Source organism: Bordetella parapertussis (genome assembly GCF_020735925.1).
In the GTDB taxonomy this organism is placed as follows: Bacteria; Pseudomonadota; Gammaproteobacteria; order Burkholderiales; family Burkholderiaceae_B; genus Bordetella; species Bordetella pertussis.
Genome location: NZ_CP085971.1, coordinates 3,921,231 through 3,947,761, shown reverse-complemented (window position 1 = coordinate 3,947,761; position 26,531 = coordinate 3,921,231). Strand labels below are relative to the sequence as shown.

At 67.6% G+C, this 26,531-nt stretch carries 20 protein-coding genes and 4 pseudogenes; 11 read left to right on the top strand and 13 right to left on the bottom strand.

Annotated elements, in window-relative coordinates; translation table 11 throughout:
- Window positions 1-4: 4 nt before the first annotated feature.
- Entirely contained in the window at window positions 5-904 is a 900-nt protein-coding gene (locus tag LK409_RS18585; RefSeq protein ID WP_003815233.1) for an amino acid ABC transporter substrate-binding protein, read from the bottom strand.
- 93 nt (window positions 905-997) lie between these two features.
- Window positions 998-2,023 carry a D-cysteate sulfo-lyase gene (cuyA, locus tag LK409_RS18580; RefSeq protein ID WP_003815232.1) on the bottom strand — a complete coding sequence of 342 codons (1,026 nt, stop codon included), beginning with the start codon at window positions 2,021-2,023 and terminating at the stop codon, window positions 998-1,000.
- Between the two features lie 139 nt (window positions 2,024-2,162).
- Here cuyA and LK409_RS18575 point away from each other — a divergent pair, with 139 nt between their 5' ends.
- On the top strand, window positions 2,163-3,119 hold the full coding sequence (locus LK409_RS18575) for a LysR family transcriptional regulator (protein ID WP_003815231.1): 957 nt from the start codon (window positions 2,163-2,165) through the stop codon (window positions 3,117-3,119).
- On the opposite strand, the pseudogene LK409_RS18570 reads toward LK409_RS18575, so the two are convergent.
- Window positions 3,084-4,499: pseudogene (locus LK409_RS18570) on the bottom strand (heavy metal sensor histidine kinase). The gene LK409_RS18575 and the pseudogene LK409_RS18570 overlap by 36 nt on opposite strands.
- A pseudogene (locus LK409_RS18565) lies at window positions 4,496-5,167 on the bottom strand (heavy metal response regulator transcription factor). Before LK409_RS18565 ends, LK409_RS18570 begins: the two co-directional pseudogenes overlap by 4 nt.
- Before the next feature lie 175 nt (window positions 5,168-5,342).
- Here LK409_RS18565 and LK409_RS18560 point away from each other — a divergent pair.
- Both LK409_RS18560 and LK409_RS18555 read left to right on the top strand, forming a co-directional pair.
- Entirely contained in the window at window positions 5,343-5,789 is a 447-nt protein-coding gene (locus LK409_RS18560) for a DUF305 domain-containing protein (protein ID WP_041937308.1), read from the top strand.
- Between the two features lie 72 nt (window positions 5,790-5,861).
- Window positions 5,862-7,251: pseudogene (locus LK409_RS18555) on the top strand (YncE family protein).
- A gap of 42 nt (window positions 7,252-7,293) precedes the next feature.
- On the opposite strand, the gene LK409_RS18550 reads toward LK409_RS18555, so the two are convergent.
- Entirely contained in the window at window positions 7,294-8,385 is a 1,092-nt protein-coding gene (locus tag LK409_RS18550) for a tartrate dehydrogenase (protein ID WP_010929372.1), read from the bottom strand.
- Window positions 8,386-8,481: 96 nt separating this feature from the next.
- Between LK409_RS18550 and LK409_RS18545 the strand changes: the two genes are divergently transcribed.
- On the top strand, window positions 8,482-9,396 hold the full coding sequence (locus LK409_RS18545) for a LysR family transcriptional regulator (RefSeq protein WP_003815222.1): 915 nt from the start codon (window positions 8,482-8,484) through the stop codon (window positions 9,394-9,396).
- Window positions 9,397-9,495: 99 nt separating this feature from the next.
- Here LK409_RS18545 and LK409_RS18540 read toward each other — a convergent pair whose 3' ends face one another.
- Window positions 9,496-10,362, bottom strand: coding sequence for a universal stress protein (locus LK409_RS18540; protein ID WP_010929371.1), 867 nt, complete (start codon window positions 10,360-10,362; stop codon window positions 9,496-9,498).
- A gap of 190 nt (window positions 10,363-10,552) precedes the next feature.
- Between LK409_RS18540 and LK409_RS18535 the strand changes: the two genes are divergently transcribed.
- Window positions 10,553-11,191 (top strand): trimeric intracellular cation channel family protein, encoded by a 639-nt coding sequence (locus LK409_RS18535; RefSeq protein WP_010929370.1) that lies wholly within the window; start codon window positions 10,553-10,555, stop codon window positions 11,189-11,191.
- 36 nt (window positions 11,192-11,227) lie between these two features.
- On the opposite strand, the pseudogene gdhA reads toward LK409_RS18535, so the two are convergent.
- Both gdhA and LK409_RS18525 read right to left on the bottom strand, forming a co-directional pair.
- Window positions 11,228-12,569, bottom strand: a pseudogene (gdhA, locus tag LK409_RS18530) (NADP-specific glutamate dehydrogenase).
- A 423-nt stretch (window positions 12,570-12,992) separates the two neighbouring features.
- A complete protein-coding gene (locus LK409_RS18525; RefSeq protein ID WP_003815212.1) occupies window positions 12,993-13,781 on the bottom strand; it encodes an exodeoxyribonuclease III in 789 nt (262 codons plus the stop codon).
- A gap of 137 nt (window positions 13,782-13,918) precedes the next feature.
- Between LK409_RS18525 and pyrE the strand changes: the two genes are divergently transcribed.
- Complete coding sequence (pyrE, locus tag LK409_RS18520) at window positions 13,919-14,593, top strand: orotate phosphoribosyltransferase (protein ID WP_041937307.1); 675 nt, start codon at window positions 13,919-13,921, stop codon at window positions 14,591-14,593.
- Between the two features lie 83 nt (window positions 14,594-14,676).
- Here the strand turns inward: pyrE and gatB are convergent, their stop codons facing one another.
- The 3 genes from gatB to gatC are packed head-to-tail and all read right to left on the bottom strand — an operon-like array spanning window position 14,677 to window position 17,983.
- Window positions 14,677-16,131, bottom strand: a complete 1,455-nt coding sequence (gatB, locus tag LK409_RS18515; protein ID WP_010929368.1) for an Asp-tRNA(Asn)/Glu-tRNA(Gln) amidotransferase subunit GatB — start codon at window positions 16,129-16,131, stop codon at window positions 14,677-14,679.
- 2 nt (window positions 16,132-16,133) lie between these two features.
- The gene (gene gatA, locus LK409_RS18510; protein ID WP_010929367.1) at window positions 16,134-17,672 is read right to left on the bottom strand and encodes an Asp-tRNA(Asn)/Glu-tRNA(Gln) amidotransferase subunit GatA; all 1,539 of its coding nucleotides are present in this window, start codon (window positions 17,670-17,672) and stop codon (window positions 16,134-16,136) included.
- Between the two features lie 2 nt (window positions 17,673-17,674).
- Window positions 17,675-17,983, bottom strand: a complete 309-nt coding sequence (gene gatC / locus LK409_RS18505; RefSeq protein WP_010929366.1) for an Asp-tRNA(Asn)/Glu-tRNA(Gln) amidotransferase subunit GatC — start codon at window positions 17,981-17,983, stop codon at window positions 17,675-17,677.
- Between the two features lie 230 nt (window positions 17,984-18,213).
- Between gatC and LK409_RS18500 the strand changes: the two genes are divergently transcribed.
- From LK409_RS18500 to rodA, 5 genes are all read left to right on the top strand, one after another.
- Window positions 18,214-19,257 carry a rod shape-determining protein gene (locus LK409_RS18500; RefSeq protein ID WP_003815204.1) on the top strand — a complete coding sequence of 348 codons (1,044 nt, stop codon included), beginning with the start codon at window positions 18,214-18,216 and terminating at the stop codon, window positions 19,255-19,257.
- Window positions 19,258-19,345: 88 nt separating this feature from the next.
- Window positions 19,346-20,230, top strand: a complete 885-nt coding sequence (gene mreC / locus LK409_RS18495) for a rod shape-determining protein MreC (protein WP_003815203.1) — start codon at window positions 19,346-19,348, stop codon at window positions 20,228-20,230.
- The gene (gene mreD, locus LK409_RS18490) at window positions 20,217-20,780 is read left to right on the top strand and encodes a rod shape-determining protein MreD (RefSeq protein ID WP_010929365.1); all 564 of its coding nucleotides are present in this window, start codon (window positions 20,217-20,219) and stop codon (window positions 20,778-20,780) included. Before mreC ends, mreD begins: the two co-directional genes overlap by 14 nt.
- Window positions 20,781-20,793: 13 nt before the next feature.
- Entirely contained in the window at window positions 20,794-22,746 is a 1,953-nt protein-coding gene (gene mrdA / locus LK409_RS18485; RefSeq protein WP_010929364.1) for a penicillin-binding protein 2, read from the top strand.
- A complete protein-coding gene (rodA, locus tag LK409_RS18480) occupies window positions 22,743-23,879 on the top strand; it encodes a rod shape-determining protein RodA (protein WP_003815198.1) in 1,137 nt (378 codons plus the stop codon). Before mrdA ends, rodA begins: the two co-directional genes overlap by 4 nt.
- Window positions 23,880-23,904: 25 nt before the next feature.
- Here rodA and LK409_RS18475 read toward each other — a convergent pair whose 3' ends face one another.
- Together LK409_RS18475 and LK409_RS18470 are read right to left on the bottom strand one after the other, a co-directional pair.
- Complete coding sequence (locus tag LK409_RS18475) at window positions 23,905-24,960, bottom strand: Ldh family oxidoreductase (RefSeq protein WP_003815197.1); 1,056 nt, start codon at window positions 24,958-24,960, stop codon at window positions 23,905-23,907.
- A 10-nt stretch (window positions 24,961-24,970) separates the two neighbouring features.
- Entirely contained in the window at window positions 24,971-26,464 is a 1,494-nt protein-coding gene (locus LK409_RS18470) for a DASS family sodium-coupled anion symporter (RefSeq protein WP_010929363.1), read from the bottom strand.
- Window positions 26,465-26,531: the final 67 nt, after the last annotated feature.

The window sequence follows — 26,531 nt, the reverse complement described above, 5'->3', positions numbered from 1 at the left end:
GCGCTCAACGATAGGTGGCAGGGTCCGCCGAATCGGTCGGATTCGCGATGACGCGCTGCAGCGCCGCGCTCATCGGCAGGTGCAGGTTGACGTTGCGCGGCGGAATCGGCGATTCGAACCATTTCTTGTACAGCTTGGCCAGGCTGCCATCGCGCATCATGCCGGTCACGGTGTCGTCGACCACCTTCTTGAATGCGGGATCATCCTTGGGCAGGATCAGCGCGTAGGGCTCCACCGTGTAGGTGTCCTCGCTGATCATCCACTCGTCCGGCTTGCGCTCGGTCGCGACCAGCCCTGCCAGCAGCACATCGTCCATGAAGAACGCGGCGGCCCGGCCGTTGGCGACCGTCAGCATGGCGGCGGGGTGGTCCTTGGTGGGGATGATGCGCATGTCCAGGCCATCTTTTTCGTTGGCCTGCGTCAGCCAGCGGATATTGCTGGTGCCGGCCGTGGAGACCACGGTCTTGCCCTTCATGTCATCCAGCTTCTTGAGGTTGGAGGACTTCTTGGCCGCGAAGCGCGTCGCGGTCACGAAGGTGGTCGGCGCGAACGCGACCTGCTGCTGGCGCTCCACGGTATTGGTGGCGGAGCCGCAGACCAGGTCCACGGTGCCGTTGGCCACCAGCGGGATGCGCGTCGACGAGGTCACCGGCACCAGGTTGACCTTGATCTGCGCCATGCCCAGCTTGGCCTTGATGGCCTCGACCGCCTTCTCGCAGATTTCCATCGAGTAGCCGATCGGTTTCTGCTTGTCGTCCAGGTACGAAAACGGGATGGAGGCGTCGCGATGCCCGATGGTGATGGTGCCCGAGGACTTGATCTTGTCGAGCCGGCCCTCGGCATGGGCGGGCGCGCTTGCCGCGACGCCGACGAGCGCGGCAAAAAATACCGTACTTATCTTCATTCTCTTGTCTCCTGTGGGGCGCCTGCGGCTCTGCCGGCCGCGATCAGGAGATGGCGCCCCTGTGTTGAATGCCAGGCTGTCCGGATGGACAGCCTAGGCGGCCAATGGAGGCAGGCCTTCGAATGCGCGGCGGTAACCGAACAGGCCTACTGCGCCTCCCGTGTGAACGAACACTACGTTCTCGCCCTGCTTGAAATGACCCGAACGGATCAATCCGATCAGGCCGGCCATGCCTTTGCCCGAGTAGACGGGGTCCAGCAGGATGGCTTCCAGTGCGGCGGTCATGTGCACCGCCTCGATCATCGCGTCGGTGGAGATGCCATATCCCTCGCCGACGTAGTCGGAATTGGCCACCACGTCGGCGCGCTCCACCGCGCTGGCGGGCAGGCCCATGTAATCGACCGTGGACTGCACCAGCTTCCAGACGTTTTCTTCCTGCCTGGGCTTGGGCGCCCGCACGCTGATGCCGTAGACCGGAATGCCGCTGTTGCCGGCGCGCAGCCCGACCACCAGCCCGGCCTGCGTGCCGGCGCTGCCGGTCGCGTGCACGACATGATCGATGCGCAGCCCGGTTTCGAACGATTGGTGCAGCAGCTCCTGCGCGCAGGCCACGTATCCCAGCGCGCCGACCGGGGTCGAGCCGCCGCCGGCGATGACGTAGGGCTTGCTGCCGCGCCCGGCCAGTTCGCGGGCCAGGTCTTCCATGGCCTGCTGCATGTCGGTGCCGGCGGGCAGGCGCGCGACGATCTCGCCGTCCATCAGGCCGTCGAGCATGACGTTGCCGGAGTGGGAGTAGTCATCGTCCGGATGCGGGACACGCTCTTCCAGGAGGATCTTGCACTTCATGCCGACGCGCGCGGCGGCCGCGGCGGTCTGGCGCGCGTGGTTGGACTGGACGGCGCCCTGGGTGATCAGCGTATCCGCCCCTTGCGCAACGGCCTGGGCCACCAGAAACTCCAGTTTGCGCGTCTTGTTGCCGCCGGTGGCCAGGCCGGTGCAGTCGTCGCGCTTGATGTAGAGGTTCGGTCCGCCCAGGTGGCGGGTCAGGTTGGGCATGAATTCGAGCGGGGTGGGGAAGTGCCCGAGTTTTATGCGGGGAAACTTGGCAAGATGTAGCATCTTCGGCTCCGGGATGGACAGTGCGGGATGGACAGTGCTGGTCATCTTAGGCATGGGCCCGCCGCGCTGCCCAATGCTATGTTCTTAGCGCCGCATACTTTTTTTGCATAACGGGTCTGCGCACAAGAAAGGCCATGCGATGAAACAACTGTGGATAGAAGACTTCCTGACCCTGGTCGACGCGGGGACGTTCTCCCGGGCCGCGGCATTGCGCAACGTCACGCAGCCGGCCTTCTCGCGCCGCATACAGCAGCTGGAAGGGTGGCTGGGCCTGGAGCTGATCGACCGGCGCAGCCCCACGCTGCGCCTGACGCCTGTCGCGCAGCGCCATATCCCGGGTTTCCGCATGCTGCTGCGCGACATGGCGCAGCTGCGCACGCGCATGCAGTCCGAGCAGAACGGCCTGGCGCGCCTCGTGCTGGCGACCCAGCATTCCCTGACCATGTCGCGGCTGCCCGCCTTGTTGACGCTGCTCGGCGAGCAGGACAGCCCGCGCATCGAGTTCAGCGTGCGCTCGGAGAACCGCGACGATTGCGTGGCGCTGTTCCTGCGCGGCGAGGCCGACCTGCTGCTGTGCATGGAGGAGAGGAACGACGCCTTGTACCGGCTGGTCCCGGCGCACTTGCGCCTGCCGGTAGGGCAGGAGGTCCTGGTGCCGTTGAGCGCGCCGGCCAGGAACGGCCGCGCCTTGCATGCGCCGCGGCGCGGCAAGCCGCTGAGCCTGCTGGCGTTTCCGCCCGACAGCTTCCTGGGACGCGTCATGTACGAGCAGTCGTTCACGGCGCTGCTGCAGCACTGCAAGGTCGAGATCGTCCACGAATCGGTGTTTCTCGCCGGGGTCAAGGAGATGGTCCTGGCGGGGCTGGGCATGGCCTGGCTGCCGCTGAGCCTGATCGAGCGGGAGGTGAAGGCCGGCGCGCTGGTCATGCTCGATGCGCGCGAGGAGTACCTGCAGCCCGTGACGCTGCAGCTGGGCCTGTACCGCAATACGCATTCGAATTATCCCGAGGCCATAGACCGCCTCTGGACCTTGCTGCGGGAGTCCGAGGCGCCGCCGGCTTCAGGCGGGGGCGGCCGGGCCCGGCGGAAAACGTAGCGTAAAGCGGATGCGCCCATCGTCGAGCGCGGTGGCGCTGGCGCTGCCGCCGTGCATGCGCATGATGGCGCTGACGATCGCCAGGCCCAGGCCGTTCGATTCCGTGCTGGCGGTGCGGGATTTGTCGCTGCGGTAGAAGCGGCCGAACATCCGGTCGGCCTCCTCCTGCGAGACCGGCGCGCCCATGTTCTCCACCACGATCGTCGCGCCGTTGGCGTCGGTGCCGGCCCGAAGCAGAATGCAGCTGTCCGGGTGCCCGTAGCGCACGGCGTTGACCACCAGATTGTTGACGGCGCGCCGTCACATGATGGGGTTGGCCCGGCATTGGCCGCTGGCCTCGATGGCAAAGCGCATGCCGCGCTCCTGCGCCGGTCCTTCGAAGTATTCGGCGATCTTCGCCAGTTCGGCCGATTGCGCCAGCCACGCGTACTCGACGGCCGCGCCGTCGTGGTTGGCGCGCGACAGGAACAGGATGTTCTCGACGATATGCGCCAGGCGGGCCAGCTCTTCCAGATTGGACTCCAGCAACAGCTCGTACTCGTCGGCGCCGCGCGGCTGGCGCAAGGCGACCTGGGTCTGCCCCATGAGCACATTGACCGGCGTGCGGATCTCGTGCGCGAGGTCGGCCGAGAATTGCGACAGGTGCTCGTAGCCCGCCTGCAGGCGGTCCAGCATGGCGTTGAACTGGCGCGCAAGCCCGCGCAGCTCCGACGGCGCGTCGCGTTCCGGCAGGCGCGCCGCCAGGTTGGCCGGCGAGATCTCGGTGGCGCGCGCGCTCATCGCCGCCAGCGGCCTGAACCCGCGCACCAGCAGCGCGTAGCCGATCAGCGCCGTCAGCAGGGTGGTCAGGACGATGGCGACGACCACGCGCAGCAGGTATGCCGACAGCATGTTCGACTCCTGCTTCATGACGTAGGCGGCCGTGACTTCGACCGTGCCGCCGTCCTCGCCGATCTCGGCCAGGGCGGACACCCATCGCACCCGCACGCCATCGGGGCGTTCCCCGCTGTGCAGCGATTCGATGGTGATGTCCCGGCCCACCGGCACCGGCGTCATCGGCGGCGGCGCCATGCCGTCGGGATTGACGGCAATGAAGGGCGCTTCGCCCAGGCGGCGGAAGATGCGCACGTCCCGCTCGTTGCCGAGCATGCTTTCGAACAGCGCGGGACGCTGCTCCATCTGCCGGATGTTGTACAGGTCGTGCAGCATGTTGCGAAAGCGCTCGACCCGGCCCACCAGGGTGTAGTCGGCGCGCGTCTCCAGCGCCTGCCTGGCGGAGGAGTACAGGTATAGGCCCAGCCCCGACACGACCAGGCAGGACACCACGGCGAACGACAGCGCGGTGCGTACCGTGAGCGAATCCAGCGTCCAGCGCCTCAAGGCTGCTCCGCCAGGGCGTAGCCGATGCCGCGCACGGTCTGGATCAGCTTGAGGGGGAACGGGGCGTCGACCTTGGCGCGCAGGCGCTTGATGGCCACGTCCACCACGTTGGTGTCGCTGTCGAAGTTCATGTCCTAGACTTCGGAGGCGATGATGGTGCGCGACAGGGCTTCGCCCTGCCTTCTGATGAGCAGGTGCAGGAGCATGAACTCCTTGTTGGTGAGGACGATGCTGGCGCCGCCGCGGGTGACCTTGCGCCGCACCGGGTCGAGCCGCAGGTCGGCGACCTGCAGCGTTTCGGCCGCGCGCGCCGCGCCGCGCCGCAGCATCGTCTGGATGCGCAGCACCAGCTCGGCGAAGGAGAACGGCTTGACCAGGTAGTCGTCGGCGCCCAGCCGCAGGCCCCGGATGCGGTCGGCGACATGGTCGCGCGCCGTCAGGAAGATGACCGGCACGTCGGAGTCCTGGCGTACCTCTTCGATGACCTGCCAGCCGTCCTTGCCCGGCAGCATGACATCGAGCACCAGCACGTCGTAGCGCTGCTCGCGCAGGCGGTGCAGGCCGTCGATGCCATTGCGGGCGAGATCCACGGAATAGCCGGATTCCAGCAAGCCTTTCTTCAGGTAGTCGCCAGTCTTGAGGTCGTCTTCGATGACGAGGATAGCCATAGCACGCTCCGCCGATGAGCGTTCATGTTAGCAATTCGATGCTCGCGGTTCATGACGCAAATGTCATGCAAAAGCCATGCTGCCGATAGCGCCCCGTCCCTACGATGGACTGGGATCGCGGGCCTTCGGCGCGCGATCGCAGGCCTGATCCTTCGTTTTTTTCTGGAGCACGTTCATGCAACTCTTGTTGAAAGGCCCGTTTCACGCGGGCGCGGGGCGTAGCGTCGCCGCGCTGCTGCTATGCCTGGCCGGCGGATACGCCAGCGCGCACGGCGGCCATCATGGCGCGGACCCATCCGCGCCGGCCGCCGGCGCGGCCAAGGCCCCGCCGGTCTTCGTCGCCAGCACCGCCAAGCCGTTCTCTGCGCTGATGGACGACGCCATGGCGGTCATGGACGAGGGCATGCTGCGCGCGCCCATGAATGGCCAGTCCAACCATGACTTCATGACCATGATGATGCCGCACCACCAGGGCGCGGTCGACATGGCCAAGGCGGTCCTGCTCTACACCGAGGACCCCGAGGTGCGCAACCTGGCGCTGGGCATCATCACGGAGCAGCAGAACGAAATCCGTGTCATGCAGGCATGGCTGGACCGCCACGCCGTGGCGGCCGGCAAATAGGGTTTGCGGCTCGACGGGGTTTGCCGGCCCCGGGGCTTTCCATTCCGCATTACACAAACAGGTGAGATCCGCATGAAAAAAACCTCTTCCCTCTGCGCCCTGGCGGCGCTGGCCCTGCACGCGGGCGCCGCCTGGTCGCTGCCCAGCGCGCACGATCGCGTCTATACCGCCGACCAGAACAGCAACACGGTTTCGGTGGTCGATCCTTCGACCAATACGCTGCTTGGTCAGATCCGGCTTGGCAACGCGCGGCCGGACCTGCTCTCGCCGCTGTACAAGGGCCAGATCAATGTGCACGGCATGGGCTTTTCGCCCGACCACAAGACCTTGCTGGTCGTCTCCAACGGCTCCAACTCGGCGACCTTCATCGACACGGCCACCAACAAGGTCAAGGGCATCACCTATCTGGGGCGTTCGCCGCACGAAGGGTTCTTCACCATGGACGGCAAGCAGGCCTGGGTCGTGGTGCGCGGCGAAGACTACATCTCCGTCATCGACCCCCAGACCTTCAAGGAGACCGACCGCATCCAGACCAACCTCGGGCCGGGAATGGTGATCTTCCATCCGGACGGCAAGCTGGCTTTCGTCGTGTCCAGCTTCACGCCTTCGGTAGACGTGATCGACGTCAAGTCGCACAAGATCGTCAAGAAGATCGACGTCGTCAGCCCGTTTTCACCGTTCCTGCAGATCACGCCGGACAACAGCGAGATCTGGATGACGCACAAGGACGTGGGCAAGGTCACGCGCATCGACACGAAGTCGCTGCAGGTCACGGGCGTCATGGACACCGGTTTCATTACCAACCACATCGCCTTCGCGCCGGTGGCCGGCAAGACTTATGCGTATGTCACGATCGGCGGGGAAAACGCGGTCAAGGTGTACACCACCGACAAGCCCGCGAAGCTGGTCGCCACCATCCCCACCGGCGCGTTGCCGCATGGCATCTGGACCTCCGATGACGGCAGCCGCGTCTACGTCGGCCTGGAGAACGGCGACGCGCTCGACGTCATCGATACGGCCAGCAACAAGGTCGTCGCGCGTACCCGTGGGCCAGGCGCCGCAGGCCCTGGCTTTCGTGTCGGGCGTCGTCGAGCAAGGGCGAGGCGACCAGAATCTCGTGCCGCGCGTCAATGGCGATCCGGTCAACATCGCGCTCAAGCCGGTCGGCAAGCAGGGACGCGGGTTCGTCGTGTTGCGCAACCTGGGCGTGGTCGACGCGCTGGAGGTCAACCTGTTCGGCCTGAAGGCCGAGACCGTCTACAACGTCTATCTGAACGGGGTGAAGGCGCCGGTGGCCAGTTTCCGGACCAGCGCGGACGGCAAGGCCGCCGGCACCATGATCGCGCCGCTGCGCCAGCCGGCGGGGCCGCACGCCACGGCCGCGGCCGGCCAGGGCGGCATCGTCATCATGGAAGGCGATGCCCCCGTCGATGCCGCGCGGGCGGTGCTGGTGGGCGCCTAGCGTCCAGGCGGGCCCGGCCAGCCGGCGACGGCCGGCCAGGCCTCAGGCCGCCAGCCGGGCGGCGATGGCCTCGCCCATGGCATCGGTCGAGGCCGTGCCCCCCAGGTCGCGCGTGCGCGGGCCGTGGGCCAGCACCTGTTCGATGGCCGCCACGATGGCGTCGTGCGCGGCGCGTCCGGCGCCGGCGCCTTCGGTCAGGAAATCCAGCATCAGGGCGCCGGACCAGATCATGGCGACCGGGTTGGCAATGTTCTGGCCGTAGATGTCCGGCGCCGAGCCGTGCACCGGCTCGAACAGCGACGGAAACTTCCGTTCGGGATTGAGGTTGGCCGAGGGCGCCAGGCCGATGGTGCCCGTGGTGGCCGGGCCCAGGTCCGAGAGAATGTCGCCGAACAGGTTGGAGGCCACCACCACGTCGAAGCGGTCCGGCTGCAGCACGAAGCGCGCCGACAGGATGTCGATGTGCTGTTTGTCCACCGCCACGCCGGGATACTGCTGGCCGACGGCGTCGGCGCGCTTGTCCCACCACGGCATGCTGATGGCGATGCCGTTGGACTTGGTGGCCACCGTCAGGCGCCGCCGCGGGCGGCTGTCGGCCAGCGCATAGGCGTAGTGCAGCACGCGGTCGGCGCCGTAGCGCGAGTACACCGACTCCTGGATGACGATTTCGCGCTCGGTGCCTTCGTAGATGACGCCGCCCGCCGAGGTGTACTCGCCCTCGGTGTTCTCGCGCACGACCAGATAGTCGATATCGCCGGGCTGGCGGCCCGCCAGGGGGCAGGGCACGCCCTCGAACAGGCGCACCGGCCGCAGATTGATGTATTGGTCGAATTCGCGGCGGAACTTCAGCAGCGAGCCCCACAGCGACACGTGGTCGGGCACGGTTGCGGGCCAGCCCACCGCGCCGAAGTAAATCGCGTCCATGCCGGCCAGTTGCGCTTTCCAGTCGTCGGGCATCATCTGCCCGTGCTCGCGGTAATAGTCGCAATGGGCCCAGTCGAAGGTGACGATATCGAGGTCCAGGCCGAAGCGGCGGGCGGCGGCGCGCACCACGCGCAGTCCTTCGGGCATGACTTCGCGTCCGATGCCGTCCCCGGCGATGGCTGCGATGCGATAAGTACGTGGGGAAGACATGAGCGGGCTCCGGACGGGAAAAGACGATGCCGGCCATTTTCCAGTGTTGACGTAATGACTACAATGAGTCAATTGTGAATTGATCATCAACGAATCGTGAGTAATATCCCGGCCAACGAAGACCTGCGCGTATTCCTGCACGTGGCGCGCCTGTCCAGCTTTGCCGCGGCGGCCGAGGAACTGCGCGTGTCCACCGCTTATGTCAGCAAGCGCCTGCGGGTGCTGGAAGGGGTGCTGGGCGTGCGGCTGCTGCATCGCACCACCCGCAGGGTCAGCGTCACCCGCGAAGGCGAGCGGGTCTTCCTGTGGGCGCAGCGGGTGCTCGACAACGTGGACCAGCTCATGCAGGAGGTGGCCGCCACCCGCGCGGTGCCGCGCGGCCTGCTGCGCGTGAGCTGCAGCTTCGGCTTCGGGCGCAACGTGGTGGGTCCGATGCTGTCGCGCCTGGTCGAGCGCTTTCCCGCGCTGCAGGTGCGGCTGGAAGTGTTCGACCGCCTGGTCGACGTGGCCAGCGAGGGGTTCGACCTGGATGTGCGGGTGGGCGACGATATCGCCCCGCACCTGATCGCGCGGCGGCTGGCGGACAATCACCGCCTGCTGTGCGCCGCGCCGGACTACCTGGCGCGCCGGGGAACGCCCCGCACGCCCGAGGAACTGGCCGGCCACGACTGCCTGGTCATCAAGGAGCGCGATCACCCGTTCGGGGTCTGGACGCTGCGCGCCGGCGCCGAAAACCGCACCATCAAGGTAACCGGGCCGCTATCGGCCAACAACGGCGAGATCGCCGTGCGCTGGGCGGTGGACGGGCGCGGCATCGTGCTGCGCTCGCACTGGGACGTCGCGCCGCTGTTGCGCGACGGACTGCTCGTGCCGTTGCTGGCGCCGTGGCGCCAGGATGCCAACATCTGGGCCGTCTATCCGTCGCGGCTGGAGAATTCCGCCAAGGTGCGCGTCGCCGTGGAGTTCCTGCAGGAGGAGTTCCGGCGCTTCGCGGCGCAGGCCGGCGGATAGGCGCCTGTCCCCGCGGGGACGGATACCGTCTTGGCGTATGACAGGGTGCCTGTCCCAGCGGGGACAGGCACCCCTGCGGCACAGGCACCCCTGCGCGGATCAGTCGCCGGCCGTGCCGGTCTGCCGCACGATCAGCACGTCGCAGGGCAGGGCTTCCAGCAGTTTCTCGGCCACGCTCCCGATGGCGGTGCGCAGGATGCCGGTCAAGCCGTGGGTGCCGGTCACCGCCAGGTCGCAGCGGCGGTTGAATACGTACTCCGACAGCAGCGTCTCGGGCTGGCCGCTTTCCAGCACCAGCTCGGGCGCGGGGCGTCCGGCCAGCTCCGGCGTGCCGTCCAGGAAGGCGCGCGCCTTCTGGGCCGCGCCGTTGTAGAAACGGCGCACCACCGCGTCTTCGGGCGCGTCCTTGCCGAACGGGACGTCATAGGCGTGGAACAGGGTCAGCGGGGCGTCGCCGGCCACCCGCAGGGCGGCCACCAGGGCCTGGCGCGAGCCCTCGGAGAAGTCGGTGGCCACGACCACGTCGCGGTATGGCTTGCGCGGCCGCGCCTTGACCACCAGCACGGGCTGGCTGGCCTGGCGCGCCAGGCGCTCGACCGTGGTGCCCAGCAGCAGGCGGCTGAGGGTGGATTCGCGCGCGATGCCGGTCACGATCAGCGAGCAGCCGAAGTGCTCGGCCGTCTCGCGGATCAGCGGCACGGTTTCGCCGCTGCGCACCACCGCCGAGGTGGGAACGGGGGCGTCGGCCAGGTCCTCGGCCAGCCGGCGTTCGGCCAGTTGCTTGTGGTCGGCGCTCAGCCGGCGCCACACCGGCGTGGTCAGCGGCGCATTGGTGGGTTCCATGATGTGCAGCGCGACCAGGCTGGTCTGCGCCTGCGCGGCGAGCATCAGGGCCCGGTCCAGCGCGCGGTCGCTGCGCGCGCTCAGGTCGGTGGCAAGCAGGATGGGGGCGGTCTGGGCTTGCATGCGGCGTCTCCTGGTAGTGGTCGCGGCCTGGTTCCCGCACGGGGCTTGCCGGCAGGATGGAGCGTCCATTGTCCCGCACAGGCGGGCCAGGCGTCTTGATCGCGGTCAAGCGGGCGGTACGGCCCAGCCGGGCCGGCGGCGTTGTCAATACAATGCCAGCGTTGTCCATCTTTTCGTCCGCGCCGCCGCCATGCCGCCAGATCCGTCCGTCCTGCTGTTGTACACGCTCTACCTGGTGGCCATCGTGGCCGAGGCCATGACGGCGGCGCTGGCCGCCGGGCGGCGCGACATGGATTGGGTCGGCGTGTGCGTGATCGCCTGTGTCACGGCATTGGGCGGCGGGTCGCTGCGCGACGTGCTGCTGGGCCATTATCCGCTGAGCTGGGTGGCCCATCCCGAATACCTGTGGATGACGGCCGGCGCCGCGCTGCTGACGGCGCTGGGGGCGCGCGCGCTGCGGCGCCTGTGCAGCCTGTTCCTGCTGCTGGACGCCATCGGCCTGGTGGCGTTCACCATCATCGGCTGCCAGGTGGCCCAACAAATGGAAATGCCGCTGACCATCGTGCTGGTCAGCGGCATGATCACCGGGTGCGCCGGCGGCGTATTGCGCGACGTGCTGTGCAACGACATTCCGCTGCTGTTTCGCAGCGAACTCTACGCCAGCGTTTCGGCAGTGACCGGCGGCCTGTACCTGGCCATGTACGGCCAGGGCGTGTCCGCCAGCGTGTCGGTGCCCGTCGCGCTGGCCGTCGGGCTGGCGTTTCGCCTGCTGGCGTTGCGCTTCAACTGGCAGATGCCGAAGTTCGTCTACCGCGGCGACTGGCATTGACGCCGCCGCGCCAGGGCGCGGCGGCGCGGTCCTGCATCAGTACAGGCCTTGCTGGCGCATGGCGTCGGCGACCTTGACGAAGCCGGCGATGTTGGCGCCATCCACGTAGTTGACGTAGTTGCCCGCGCCGTGGCCGTGGCGCACGCAGTTTTCGTGGATATCGCGCATGATGGCATGCAGCCGCGCGTCCACCTGTTCGCGCGTCCAGGGCAGGCGGGCCGAGTTCTGGCTCATTTCCAGGCCCGACACCGCCACGCCGCCGGCGTTGCTGGCCTTGCCCGGCGCGTACAGCACTTCGGCCGCGATGAAAGCCTTGGCGGCGTCCAGGGTGGCGGGCATGTTGGCGCCTTCGGCCACGCACTTCACGCCGTTGCGGATCAGCGTGCGGGCGTCGTTTTCGTCCAGCTCGTTCTGGGTGGCGCACGGCAGGGCGACATCCACCGGCACGTGCCAGGGGCGCACGCCGGCCTCGTAGCGCAGGCCGAACTGGCTGGCGTACGTGTCCAGGCGGCCGCGCAGGTCGTTCTTGATGTGCATCAGGGCCAGCAGCTTCTCGTGCGTGAAGCCGGCCTCGTCGATGACCGTGCCGCACGAGTCCGAGATCGTGACGACCTTGGCGCCCAGCGCCATGGCTTTCTCGATCGCGTACTGGGCCACGTTGCCCGAGCCCGACACCGACACGCGCATGCCGTCGAAAGACAGGCCGGCGCGTTGCAGCATTTCCTGCGCGAAATAGACCGTGCCGTAGCCGGTGGCTTCGGGGCGGATCAGGCTGCCGCCGAAGCACAGGCCCTTGCCGGTGAATACGCTGGCCGCCGAGTTCGACAGCTTTTTCATCATGCTGGCCATGAAGCCGACCTCGCGCGCCCACGCCGATATCGCCGGCGGGCACGTCGGTGTCCGGGCCCAGGTGGCGGTGCAGTTCCAGCATCAGCGCCTGGCAGAAACGCATCACCTCGGCGTCCGATTTGCCCTTGGGGTCGAAGTCGGAGCCGCCCTTGCCGCCGCCCATGGGCAGGGTGGTCAGCGCGTTCTTCAGGGTTTGTTCGAAAGCCAGGAACTTCAGCACCGACAGATTGACCGTCGGGTGGAAGCGCATGCCGCCCTTGAAGGGGCCGATGGCCGAGCTGTGCTGGATGCGGAAGGCGCGGTTGACCTGGGCCTGGCCCTGGTCATCGGTCCAGCAGACGCGGAACTGGATCACGCGTTCGGGCTCGACCAGGCGTTCCAGCAGGGCGTGCTCGGCGTAATGCGGGTGCTTCTCGATGAAGGGCCAGAGGCTCAGCATGACCTCTTGGACTGCCTGCATGAATTCGGCTTGTTGCGGATCGCGCGCGGCAACCCGGCGCAGGAAGCCGTCCAGACTCTGCAATTTCAAGATACTGCCTCCTGGCAATGCGATGGTGCAGCGCGTTGTGTTGCGGTGCAAAAGCGTAGAGAAGTGGTGCGCGGTTGCACACTTTTGGTGCGCAATTGTGGGCCAAAATTCGTCGGACGAAAAGCCGGAATCGGCCGCAAAGCCTGTGCTGGCGCGGCTTGCCGGAAGGAGTGATTATTGGGGGCGCATTAATGCGAGCGGTGATTCGCCTGCCGGCCATGACAGGCGAATATTTTCCGAGAAGCGCATGAAATGGGGCTATACAGCTATGTCCCCATTTGTTTGGCGCGCCTTCCCGTGGGGCGTAATCATAATTTGCGGCGTTGCGCCATCTTCGTGGCAGGCCCCGCCTGGGTCGGCGAAGAAATTTTCGCCTTTATGTGTCCCTATTATTTTTTGAGGCCTTTACGCATCACAACCGTGTTACAGGGCGATGTCGTAGTCCACCGTCAGCGGCGCATGGTCGGAAAACCGCTCGTCCTTGTAGATGGAAGTGGCGCGCGCGCGTTCGGCGATACCCGGGGTGGCGATCTGGTAGTCGATGCGCCACCCTACGTTCTTGGCCCAGGCCTGGCCGCGATTGCTCCACCAGGTGTACTGGTCGGCGCGCTCGTCCAGCTTGCGGAAGACGTCGACGAAGCCGCGCCGGTCGAACACCTCGGTCAGCCAGGCGCGCTCCTCGGGCAGGAAGCCCGAGTTCTTCTGGTTGCCCTTCCAGTTCTTCAGGTCGATTTCCTTGTGGGCGATGTTCCAGTCGCCGCAGATGACGAATTCGCGTCCGGTCTTCCTGTGCTCGGCCATCAGGCCGTCCAGCCATGGGCCGAACTGGTCCAGGAAGCGGTACTTGGCCTGCTGGCGCTCGTCGCCGCTTGAACCCGAGGGCAGGTAGGCGCTGATGACCGACAGATCCTTCCAGTCGGCGCGCAGGATGCGGCCTTCCGCGTCGAACTCCTCGCAATCGAAGCCGGCCACCACGCGTTCGGCGCCGGCGCGCAGGTACATGCCCACGCCGCTGTAGCCCTTTTTCTCGGCGTGGTGGAAGTGACCCGTATAGCCAGGCGGGTGGCGCAGCTCGTCGGTCAGGTCGTCATGCGAGACCTTGATCTCCTGCAGGCACAGCACATCGGCGTTGTGGGCGGTCATCCAGGGCTGCAGGCCCTTGCGGAAGGCGGAACGGATACCGTTGAGGTTGAGCGAGGTGATACGCAGCAAGGCTGGCTCCTGAATCGGTCATCGCGGCCCCTTGCGGGCCGGCGCAAGAATGAAACTTTAACCGAGGCGCGCCGCCGCTGCGCCGCCAGGCCGATTCGCGGATAATGGCGGGGTTTGCCATTTCGCCCATCGCACGTATGTCCGCCTCCGCCTCTACCGCCGCTGATTTTGTCCGTTTTGCCCTCGACGAGGGCGTGCTGCGTTTCGGCAGCTTCAAGGTCAAGTCCGGCCGTATCAGTCCCTATTTCTTCAACGCCGGCCTGTTCAATTCGGGCCGCTCGGTCGGCGCGCTGGCCGGCTTCTACGCGCAGGCGTTGGTCGATTCCGGCGTGGCGTTCGATATGCTGTTCGGCCCGGCCTACAAGGGCATCCCGCTGGCCACCGCTACGTCGGTGGCGCTGGCCGGGCACGCCGCCATGGCCGGGCGCGACGTGCCGTTCGCCTTCAACCGCAAGGAAGCCAAGGACCACGGCGAAGGCGGCACCCTGGTGGGCGCGCCGCTGACGGGCAAGGTCGTCATCATCGACGACGTCATCACCGCCGGCACCTCGGTGCGCGAATCGGTCGAGATCATCCGCGCCGCCGGCGCCGAGCCCGCCGCGGTGCTGATCGCCCTGGACCGCATGGAACGCGCCGGTCCCGACGACGCCCTGTCGCCGCATTCCGCCGTGCAGGACGTGGCGCGCACCTACGGCATCCCGGTGGTCAGCATCGCCTCCCTGGCCGACATCATGACCCTGCTGCAAGACGACGCCCAGTTCGCCGAGCACCGCGCGGCGGTGCAGGCGTACCGGAGCAAGTACGGGGTGTAGGCGCGGATCATGGGCCTGTCCCTGCAGGGGCGGGCATTCCAGTCAGCGGGAGCCTGTCCCCGCGGGGACAGGCTCCCGAGGGATCAGCCTAGCTTTTCCTTCAGCAGCTCGTTGACCTGCTGGGGGTTGGCCTTGCCCTTGGCGGCCTTCATGATCTGGCCGACCAGCGAGTTGAAGGCTTTCTGCTTGCCGGCCCGGTATTCCTCGACGATGGCGGGGTTGGCCGCCAGGACTTCGTCGATCATGGCGCCGATGGCGCCGCTGTCGCTGATCTGCTTGAGGCCGCGCGCCGCGATGATGGCGTCCGCGTCGCCGCCGTTTTCGCCCGCCCACATGGCGGCGAACACGTCGCGGGCGATCTTGTTGGAAATCGTGCCGTCGATGATGCGGTTGATCAGGGTCGCCAGGGCGGCTGCCGATACGGGCGCGGCGTCGATGTCCTTCTCTTCGCGGTTCAGGGTGGCCGCGACTTCGCCCATGATCCAGTTGGCGGCCAGTTTGGCCTGGCCGGCCGGCAGGGCGCGCGCCACCGCCTCGAAGTAGTCGGCCATGGCGCGGCTGACGGTCAGTTGCGCGGCATCGTAGGCGGGCAGGCCGTAGTCGGCCTCGAAGCGGGCGCGCTGGGCGGTCGGCAGTTCGGGCATGCCGGCGCGCACCGCGTCGACCCAGTCCTGGCCGATGACCAGCGGCGGCAGGTCGGGGTCCGGGAAGTAGCGGTAGTCGTGCGCGTCTTCCTTGCTGCGCATGCTGCGGGTTTCGTCGCGGTCGGCGTCGTACAGGCGGGTTTCCTGCACCACGGTGCCGCCATCCTCGATCAGTTCGATCTGGCGGCGCGCCTCGAACAGGATGGCGCGTTCCAGGAAGCGGAACGAGTTGACGTTCTTGATTTCCGTGCGGGTGCCGAATTCCTTCTGGCCCACCGGGCGTACCGAGACGTTGGCGTCGCAGCGGAACGAGCCTTCCTGCATGTTGCCGTCGCAGATGCCCAGCCAGACCACCAGGCTGTGTAGGGCGCGCGCATAGGCTACGGCCTCGGCGGCCGAGCGCATTTCGGGCTCGGTGACGATTTCCAGCAAGGGGGTGCCGGCACGGTTGAGGTCGATCCCGCTGGCCGGCGCGCCGCTGGCCAGGCTGAATTCGTCGTGCAGCGACTTGCCGGCGTCTTCTTCCAGGTGGGCGCGCGTCAGGTTGACGGTTTTTTCTTCCTCGCCGACGAAGAACGAGAGCGTGCCGCCTTCGACCACCGGCAGCTCGTACTGGCTGATCTGGTAGCCCTTGGGCAGGTCGGGGTAGAAGTAGTTCTTGCGGGCGAACACCGAGCGCGGCGCGACCTTGCCGCCCACGGCCAGGCCGAACAGGATGGCGCGTTCGGCGGCGCCGCGGTTCATGACCGGCAGGCTGCCGGGCAGCGCCAGGTCGACCGCGTTGGCCTGCGTGTTGGGGGCGGCGCCAAAGCGCGTGCTGCTACCCGAAAAGATCTTGGAGTCGGTGGAAAGCTGGGTGTGCGTTTCCAGGCCGATGACGATTTCCCAGTTCATGGTCAGGCGTCCTGCGAAACCGGCGCGCGCTGGTGCCAGTCGGTGACTTGTTGATAGCGGTCGGCCAAGGCCAGCAAGCGGCCTTCGTCGAAGTAATTGCCGATGATCTGCAGCCCCACGGGGCGGCGGCCGTCCTGGCCGCCGAAGCCGCAGGGCACGGACATGGCCGGCAGGCCGGCCAGGCTGACGCCCAGCGTGTAGACGTCGGCCAGCCAGTCGGCGGTCGGGTCGTCGCGGTTGTCGCCGATGTTCTTGGCGACGGTGGGCGACACCGGCCCCATGATGACATCGCACTGGTCGGCGAAGGCGCGCTGGAAGTCCTGGGCGATCAGGCGGCGCAGGCGCTGCGCCTGCAGGTAGTAGGCATCGTAGTAGCCGTGCGACAGGACGTAGGTGCCGATCAGGATGCGGCGCTTGACTTCGTCGCCGAAGCCTTCGGCGCGCGAGCGGCTGATCATCTCGTTGAGATCGCCGTACTGGGCGGCGCGGTGGCCGTAGCGCACGCCGTCGTAGCGCGCCAGGTTGCTCGAGGCCTCGGCGGGCGCGATGACGTAATAGGCGGGGATGGCCAGTTCGGTGCGCGGCAGCGACACGGGCACGCGTACCGCGCCCAGCTGTTCGAACTGCGCCAGGGCGGCGTCGACCGCGGCGGCCACGTCGGGGGCCAGGCCCGCGCCGAAGTATTCCTGCGGCACGCCGATGCGCAGGCCCTTGAGCGGCTGGCTGCCGGCCGCGTCGTAGCCGGCCTGGGCGGCGTCGTGGCCGCGGCGCACCCGGCCGCTTTCGTTGGCCTGGCCGTCGCAGGCCTGCAGGCTGGTGGCGTCGCGCGGGTCGAAGCCGGTCATGACGTCCAGCAGTTCGAGCAGGTCGCGGCTGCTGGGCGCCAGCGGGCCGGCCTGGTCCAGGCTGGAGCCGAAGGCGATCATTCCGTAGCGCGACACCGTGCCGTAGGTGGGCTTGATGCCGCTGACGCCGCACAGGGCGGCGGGCTGGCGCACCGAGCCGCCGGTGTCGGTGCCGGTGGCCGCGGCCACCAGGCGGGCGGCCACCGCGGCGGCCGAGCCGCCCGACGAGCCGCCGGGCACCGCCCGGGTGTCCCAGGGGTTGCGCACCGGGCCGTAGGCCGAGTTCTCGTTGCCCGAGCCCATGGCGAACTCATCGCAGTTCAGCTTGCCCAGCGATACCGCGCCGGCCTCGGCCAGGCGCTCGACCACGGTGGCGTCGAACGGGCTGGCATAGCCGGCCAGCATCTTGCTGCCGGCGGTGGTGCGCCAGCCGCGGGTGACGAAGGCGTCCTTGTGGGCGATGGGGATGCCCGCCAGCGGGCCGGCCGTGCCGGCGGCCAGGGCGGCGTCGGCGGCGCGGGCCTGCGCCAGCGTGAGATCGGGGTCGATGTGCAGGAAGGCGTTCAGGCCGCTGGCGGCCTGGGCGGCGTCCAGGCCGCTTTGCGCCAGCTCGACCGCGCTGACCTGGCGTCGGGCCAGGGCGTCGCGCAAGGCGGCAATGCCGCCGAATTCGGTATGCAGGGCGGATTGGGTCATGACTATTCGATTACTTTCGGGACCAGGAACAGGCCGTCGGCCGATTCGGGGGCGTTGGCCAGCAGTTCGGCGCGGCGCGCCTCGGTGGCCTGCTCGCTGACGGCGTCCTCGCGCAGGCGCAGGGTGATGTCCTCGTGGGCCGACAGGGGATGCGCGAGCGGCTCGACGCCCTGCGTATCGACGGCCTGCAAGCGCTCGATGAGGTGCAGGATGCCGTTGAGTTCGGCCTGGGCCCGGCCACGCTGGTCGGGGGGCAGTTCGATGAGGGCCAGCCGGGCGATGCGGGCCACGTCTTGTTCGTTGAGCGCCATGAAATACCGGAAAAAAATCGAGGGCGTAGCGGAGGAAGGGAACCTGGCAGTATGCACAGGCCGAAGGCGTTACAAAGCTTGAATAGGCCGCATTTATGCGCTATTTCCGGGGAAATTATAAGTTATAATTCACGGTTTAATCGTTGCGGTCGGGCCAGCCTCCTGTCAGTCGAGGCGGCGTCGGCGTTCCCGCAGCATGCCTCCCCACTCCTGAATCTAGCTGAGCTCCCATGTTCGGATTCCTGCGCAGTTACTTTTCCAGCGATATGGCGATCGACCTTGGTACCGCCAATACGCTGATCTACGTCCGCGGCAAGGGCATCGTGCTGGATGAACCCTCGGTCGTCGCCATCCGCCACGAAGGCGGTCCCAATGGCAAGAAAATCATCCAGGCCGTCGGCCACGAGGCCAAGCAGATGCTGGGCCGCGTTCCCGGCAACATCGAAGCCATCCGCCCCATGAAGGATGGCGTGATCGCCGACTTCACCGTCACCGAGCAGATGCTCAAGCAGTTCATCCGCATGGTGCACCCGCGCAATATGCTGGCCCCCAGCCCGCGCATCATCGTCTGCGTGCCGTGCGGCTCGACCCAGGTCGAGCGGCGCGCCATCCGCGAGTCGGCGCTGGGCGCCGGCGCTTCCCACGTCTACCTGATCGAAGAGCCCATGGCCGCGGCCATCGGCGCCGGCCTGGCCGTCTCGGACGCCAGCGGCTCCATGGTGGTCGACATCGGCGGGGGCACCACCGAAGTGGCCGTCATCTCGCTGGGCGGCATGGTGTACAAGGGCTCGGTCCGCGTCGGCGGCGACAAGTTCGACGAGGCCATCGTCAACTACATCCGCCGCAACTACGGCATGCTGATCGGCGAGCCCACCGCCGAACTCATCAAGAAGGAAATCGGCTCGGCGTTCCCCGGCTCCGAAGTGCGCGAAATCGAGGTCAAGGGCCGCAACCTGGCCGAAGGCGTGCCGCGCAGCTTCACGGTTTCGTCCAACGAGATCCTCGAATCGCTTACCGATCCGCTCAACCAGATCGTCTCGGCCGTCAAGATCGCGCTCGAACAGACGCCGCCCGAGCTGGGCGCCGACATCACCGACAAGGGCATTGCCCTGACCGGCGGCGGCGCGCTGCTGCGCGACCTGGATCGCTTGCTGCAGGAAGAAACCGGCCTGCCGGTGGTGGTGGCAGACGATCCCTTGACCTGCGTGGTGCGCGGCTGCGGCGAAGCGCTTGAGCATCTTGAGAAACTCGGCGCCATCTTCATCAACGACTGAGCCTGTCTCGCGGCCCGGCGGCCTGCACGCAGCAGGCCGGCGCGGCCCGCGAAGCAGCTGCGGGCAGGCAGGCCCGGGCTGATTATCCATGCAACGACAAGCGACCCCTCCGCTGTTTCGGCGCGGCCCGCCGGCCGAGGTGCGGCTGGCCGTGCTGGTCATCCTGGCGCTGGCCCTGTTGATCGTGGATTCCCAGCTGCGCGTGCTCGAACCGGTGCGGCGCGCCGTGTCGGTGGCGCTGTATCCCTTCCAGCGCGCCGTCATGGCGCCGCGCGACCTGGTGCAGCAGGTCGACGAATGGATCAACGCCGCCAGCCTCATCCGCAGCGAGAACGAAGCCTTGCAGCGCCAGCGCATCGAGCTGGCCCAGGTGGCCACGCACGCGGCGCAGCTGGCCGCCGAGAATGCCCAGCTGCGGCGTCTGCTGGGCGTGACCGACACGGTGGCGCAGTCTGCGGTGGTGGTCGAAGTGCTGTACGAGCCGCCCAACGCCTTTCACCAGCGCCTGGTTTTCAACAAGGGCGCCAAATCGGGCCTGGCGCCCGGCATGCCGGTCATCGACGAGGGCGGCGTGGTCGGCCAGATCGTGCGCGTCACCCCCATGACCGCCGAAGCCGCCCTGGTCACCGACGAGCGCGTGTCCATCCCGGTGCAGGTGCTGCGCAACGGCCTGCGGCTGATCGCCTTCGGCGCCAACACCCCCGGCGTGATCGAGGTGCGCTACCTGGCGGCCAACGCCGACATCAAGGTCGGCGATACCATAGTCACCAGCGGCGTGGGCGGCCTGTTCCCGGCCGGGCTGCCGGTGGCCAAGGTCGCCTCGGTCGAACGCGACACCGCTTCGGGTTTCGCGCGCGCCCTGGGCGAGCCATTGGCGCATCCCGAGCGCTACCGCCATTTCCTGGTCCTGCAGGTCGATGTGGACCAGGCCGAATCCAACCGCCAGGAGGCCGATGTCGATGGAGCGGACTAAGGTTTCCGTCCCGGTTCGACGCAAGCTGGGTACGCCCAGCAACGTCGAGCCCGAACGCCTGGCGCGCCCCGCGCATGGCGTCTTCGTGTGGGGCACGGTGCTGCTGGTCTGGCTGCTGTCGCTGCTGCCCTGGCGGCAATGGCCGGGCTCGCCCGACGTGCTGGTGCTGGTCATCGCATTCTGGTGCGTGCACGAACCGCGCCGCGTCGGCCTGCTGACGGCCTTCGTGTTCGGGCTGCTGCTCGACGTCCACGACGCCGGCCTGCTGGGCGGCCATGCGCTGTCCTACACCTTGACGGCCTACGGGGCGATCGCGCTGCATCGCCGCCTGCAGCGCTTCGACCTCTGGAGCCAGGCCATGCACATGCTGCCCGTGTTCTTCCTGGCCCAACTGGTCACGCAGATCATCCTGGCCTGGCTGGCGGGCAAGTGGCCGGGCTGGCAATGGGCCGTGAGCGTCGGCCTGACCGTCGCCATCTGGCCGCTGGCCGGCTGGGTGCTGCACATGCCGCAGCGACGCTACGACGACGTCGAATCTTCCGCCGTCTGATCCGGGCGGACGCATGTTCGAATTCAAGAAAACCGGCCAGCAGCAGAAGCAGCGCTTTCGCCTGCGCGCCTGGGTGGGCGGCCTGTTCGCGCTGGCCTGCTTCGGCGTGCTGGCGGGCCGGTTCTGGTACCTGCAGGTCGACCGCTACGAGGGGTTTTCCGAGCGGGCGGACAGGAACCGTATCGCCGTCGTGCCCATCCCGCCGCGGCGAGGCGAGATCCTGGACCGCAACGGCGAAGTCCTGGCGCGCAACTATCGCACCTATACCTTGGAGGTCGTGCCGGCCCAGGCCGGCAACCTGGACCAGCTGTTCGATCGCCTGGCGCGGGTCGTGTACATCAGCCCGTCCGACCAACGCCGCTTCAAGCGCCGGGTGGGCGAATCCAGCCGCTATGCCAGCCTGCAGCTGCGCAACAACCTCAACGACACCGAGGCCGCCTGGTTCTCGGCGCATTCGTTCGAGTTCCCGGGCGTCGAGCTGCGTGCGCGCTGGGTGCGCGAATATCCGCAGGGCGAGGCCGCGGCGCACGTGGTCGGCTTCATCGGCCGGATCGCCGAGAACGACATCGAAGAGCTGGACAAGGCCGGCCAGCTGGGCAACTACCGCGGCACCGACGTCATCGGCAAGAAGGGCATCGAGAAAACCTGGGAAGCCGCCCTGCATGGCCGCACCGGCCTGGAAGAGGTCGAGGTCACGGCCGGCGGACGCCCCATGCGCACCTTGCGCCGCATCGACCCGGTGCCGGGCTCGGACATCATGCTGTCGATCGACCTGGAGCTGCAGAAGCTGGCGGAACAGGCCTTCGAGGGGCGGCGCGGCGCGCTGGTGGCGCTCGATCCCGATACCGGCGAAGTCCTGGCGTTCGTTTCGCAACCCTCGTTCGATCCCAACCTGTTCGTCGACGGCATCGACGTCGAGAATTGGCGCCGCCTGAACGAGTCGCCCGACCATCCGCTGATCAACCGGCCGCTGTACGGCACCTATCCCATCGGCTCGACCTACAAGCCGTTCGTGGCCCTGGCCGCGCTGGAGCTGGGCAAGCGGCGCGCCACCGACCGCATGCCCGATCCGGGCTATTTCGAGTTCGGCGGCCAGAAATTCCGCAACGCCGGCGGCGCCGCCTATGGCATGACGGACATGCACCGCGCCATCGTGGTGTCGTCCGATACCTATTTCTATTCGCTCGGCCCCGAGATCGGCGTGAACGCGCTGCACGATTTTTCCAAGCAGTTCGGTTTCGGACAGATCACCGGCATCGACCTGGAGGGCGAGAAGGCCGGGGTGCTGCCGTCCACCGAATGGAAGCGCAAGGCCTACAAGGATCGCGATCGCCAGCGCTGGTATGCCGGCGAAACGATTTCCGTGGCGGTCGGGCAGGGCTACAACTCGTTCACGCTGCTGCAATTGGCGCAGGCCACCTCGACCCTGGCCAACAGCGGCCTGTATCGGCGTCCGCACCTGGTGCACGCGATTCGCGACTCGCGCTCGGGCTCGGTCAACCCGACCGAGATCGCGCCCGACTACCGCATCCCGCTCAAGCAGGAGAACGTCGACGTGATCAAGCGCGCCATGGCGGACGTGGTGCGCGCCGGCACGGCGCGGCGCGCCTTCGCCGGCGCGCCCTACCAGGCCGCCGGCAAGACCGGCACCGCGCAGGTGTTCAGCCTGCGCGGCGGCCAGTATCGCGCCAGCGCCATCGACGAGCGCTTGCGGGACCACGCCTTGTTCATGGGGTTCGCGCCGGTCGAGCAGCCGCGCATCGCCGTGGCCCTGATCGTGGAGAACGCCGGCTGGGGGGCCAGCGCCGCGGCGCCCATCGCGCGCACCCTGTTCGATAATTGGCTCGGCCGGGCCGACGCGCCGTCGGTGGTGCGGGCCGGCGCCAAGCCGGTCGCCGCCGAGCCCGAGGCCGCCACCCTGGAACTGGGCGCCACCGATGGCCCCATGCAGGAGCGCCGCCAATGAAACGCCTGGGCCTGATCCTGCTGCGCGTGTTCACCGCTTTCGACTGGCCGCTGCTGCTGATACTGATCCTGTTCACCCTGTTGGGGCTGACCGTCATGCATTCGGCGGTAGGCAGCACCGATTGGCGCTTCGCCGAGCAGTCGCGCAATTTCCTGATCGCCTTCGCGGCCATGTGGGCGATGGCGCTGGTGCCGCCCAATACGCTGATGAAGCTGGCGTTGCCCTTCTATGTGCTGGGCGTGATCCTGCTGCTGGGAGTGGAGTTCTTCGGCGAGACCAGCAAGGGCGCGACGCGCTGGCTCAACCTGGGCGTCACGCGCATCCAGCCGTCCGAGATGATGAAGATCGCCGTGCCCATGATGCTGGCCTGGTACTTCCAGCGCCACGACGGGGCAGTGCGGATCCGCGACTTCTTCGTGGCCGCCGCGATGCTGGCCGCGCCTTTCGTGCTGATCGTGCTGCAGCCCGACCTGGGCACCGCGCTGCTGGTGTTCGGCGCGGGATTCTTCGTCATCTATTTCGCGGGCCTGTCGTTCAAGCTGCTGGTGCCCTGCCTGCTGGCCGGCATCATCGCCATCGGCACGCTGATCTACTACGAAGACCAGCTGTGCGAGCCGGAGGTCGACTGGGTGGTGCTGCACGACTACCAGAAGCACCGCGTCTGCACCCTGCTCAATCCCAGCTCGGATCCGCTGGGCAAGGGCTTCCATACGATCCAGTCCATGATCGCGGTGGGGTCGGGCGGCCTGTACGGCAAGGGCTACATGCAGGGCACGCAGACACACCTGGACTTCATCCCCGAGCGCACCACCGACTTCATCTTCGCCGTGTACGCCGAGGAGTTCGGCCTGTATGGCGGAGTGGCGCTGCTGGTGCTGTACGGCCTGTTCATGGCGCGCGGCCTGGCGATCGCCTCGCGGGCCTCGTCGCAGTTCGGCCGCCTGCTGGCCGGCGCCATCACGATGATGATGTTCATCTACGTGTTCGTGAACGTCGGCATGGTGACCGGCATCCTGCCGGTGGTGGGGGTGCCGCTGCCTTTCATGAGCTATGGCGGCACCGCCTTGCTGACCATGGGCATTGCCTGCGGCATCCTCATGAGCATCAGCCGCCGCCGCCCCGCGCCGGCCTGAGGCGGCGGCCGGGGAAGGGGCGGCTTCAGGCGCGCGGCAGGGCGTCGGCCGCGCCCAGGTCCTGCGCCAGCTTGGCCAGGCTGTCCCAGATGGCGCCTTCGAACTCGATGGCCTCGGCATGGCGCGCGCGGTTCATCGCCTCGTATTCGCCCGGATACTGCACGCGGTCCACGCCGGGTTGCGGCGGACACGCATGCAGGTAGTCGATGAAGGCGCCGACTTCCTGGGTGCGCCAATCGGCGTTGAAATCCACTTGCGGGTCCAGCAGGATGGCGAACATGTTGTTGGTCGCCACGCCATTGCGGGGATGTTCCGGCTGGATGGTGCCGCCGCCCGACAGCACGCCCGCCAGCAGCTCGGCGACCAGGCCCATGGCGTAGCCCTTGTGGCCGCCGAACGGCAGCAGCGCGCCGGGCGGGTCGGCGAACAGCGCGTTCGGGTCGTTGGTCGGGTTGCCCTGCGCGTCGATCAGCGCGCCGTCGGGGGCCGGCTCGCCCCTGGCCGCCAGCACGCGCGCCTTGTTGACCGCGATCGAGCTGGTGGCCATGTCCACCAGGAAGGGCGGGCGGCCGCCCGGCAGCGGGCCGGCGAAGCACAGCGGGTTGGTGGTCAGGCAGGCCTGCGCGCCGCCGTAGGGCGCCACCGTGGGCGGGCGGTTGACGACGTTGGTGAACGCCAGCAGGATCAGTCCGGCTTCGGCGGCCATTTCGCCGTAGTAGCCCATGCGCCCCAGGTGGTGCGTGCGGCGCAGCGTGACGATGCACTGGCCGTACTGGCGGGCCCGCTCGATGGCCTGCTGCATGACCGCCTTGCCGACGTGCTGGCCGAAGCCGTTGTCGCCGTCGAAGGCCAGCATGGCGCCGCGGTCGTTGAGCAGCCTGGCGCGGCCGTCGGCCTTGACGAAGCCTTCGGCCAGCACGCGGCGGTAATTGGGCAGGATGGACAGGCCGTGGCTGGTGTAGCCGACGCGGTCCGACTCGACCAGGTGCTCGGCGACGTCGCGGGCGATGTCGTCCGGCACCCCCTGGGCGGCCAGCAGGCGCTGGCCGAACGCGATGGCCTGGGCAATCGAGAGTTTCATGGCGCGCTCCTTACATCCAGCCCAGCCAGCGCCAGTACGTGACGCTCATCAGCAGCATGAGCAGGTAGCCCACGATAGTCAGCACGATGCCGACCTTGGCGAACTGCTTGGCGGTGAAGGTTTCGGTGCCCAGGGCCATCATGTTCTGCGGCGCGTTGATCGGCAGGATGAAACCGTAGCTCACCACGAAGCCGAGCAGCATGGTCATGCCCAGGCGGTTGAAATCGCCCGGCAGCGTCTGCAGCACCGCGATGAGGATGGGCAGCATCGCCGAGGTCAGCGCGGTGGCGCTGGCAAAGCCGAGGTGGATGAGGATCAGGAAGGCCGACAGGATGGCGAAGATGCCGAGCGGGCCGAGATGGTCCAGGCCGGTATGCGCCACGACCTGGGCGCCCAGCCATTGGCCGGCCTGGGTGGTCAGCAGGGCCGTGCCCAGGCTGATGCCCACGCCGAACACGATCACCGTGCCCCACGGAATGCGCGTCTGCACGTCTTTCCAGGTCATGACGCCAAAGCGCGGCAGCATCAGCAGCACCAGGCCGAAGTAGGTGGTGGAGGTCGTGTCGAACTTGTGCAGCTTGCCCTTGGTGGACCAGAACAGCAGCAGCATGATCGAGACCAGCATCAGGCGTTTTTGCGCCGAGGTCATGGGGCCGAGTTCGCGCAGCGAGGCTTCGACGGCCTCCTTGCCGCCGGCGATGGCATCGCTTTCGGGCGGCAGCAGCCTGAGCACCACGAAGATCAGCACCGCGGACATCAGCAACGACCAGGGCACGCCGGCGATCAGCCAGTCGGACCACGCCACGCGTTCGCCCAGCATCTTGTCCATGAAGCCGACGGTCAGCAGGTTCTGCGCGGCGGCGGTCTGGATGCCGACGTTCCAGATACTGGTGGCCTGGGCCACGATGATCATGATGCCGGCGGCGATGTTGGAGCGCTTGTCCACGCCGAAGGCGGCGATCACGCCCAGCATGATGGGCACGACGGCGGCGCTGCGCGCGGTGGCGCTGGGCACGACCAGGCTGAGCACGATGGTGACCGCGATGGCGCCGAGCAGGATGCGCCGCGTGCTGGTGCCCACCCGGGCCAGCGTCACCAGGGCGATGCGCTTGTCCAGCCCGGTGAAGGTCATGGCGGCGGCGATGAACAGGGCGCCGGTGACCAGCGCCAGCGCCGAGTTGGAGAACCCGGTCAGCGCCATGCTGATGGCGGCCGAGGTGCCATAGAGCACGTCGGGGTTCTTGACGTTGGGCGCCGTGCCCAGCAGGAACGCCATCAGGGTGGTGATCATGATGGCGCTGGCTTCGTACGAGACGGCCTCCGTGATCCACACCACCACCGCGAAGGCCAGGATGGCAAGCATGCGGTGGCCGGCCGGCGGCAGCTCGGCCGGCAGCGGCAGCAGCAGCACCACCACCATGGCGATGATGCCGGCGATCAGACCTATCGGTATCTTGACTTTCGGGGGGGATTGCGGGGCAGGGACAGCGGCTGGCGCAGTCATTTGCTTCTCCGGTTGAGGTCAGATTTACGCAACAATCGTGACAGAACTGCGGAAAACCCGTATTGAT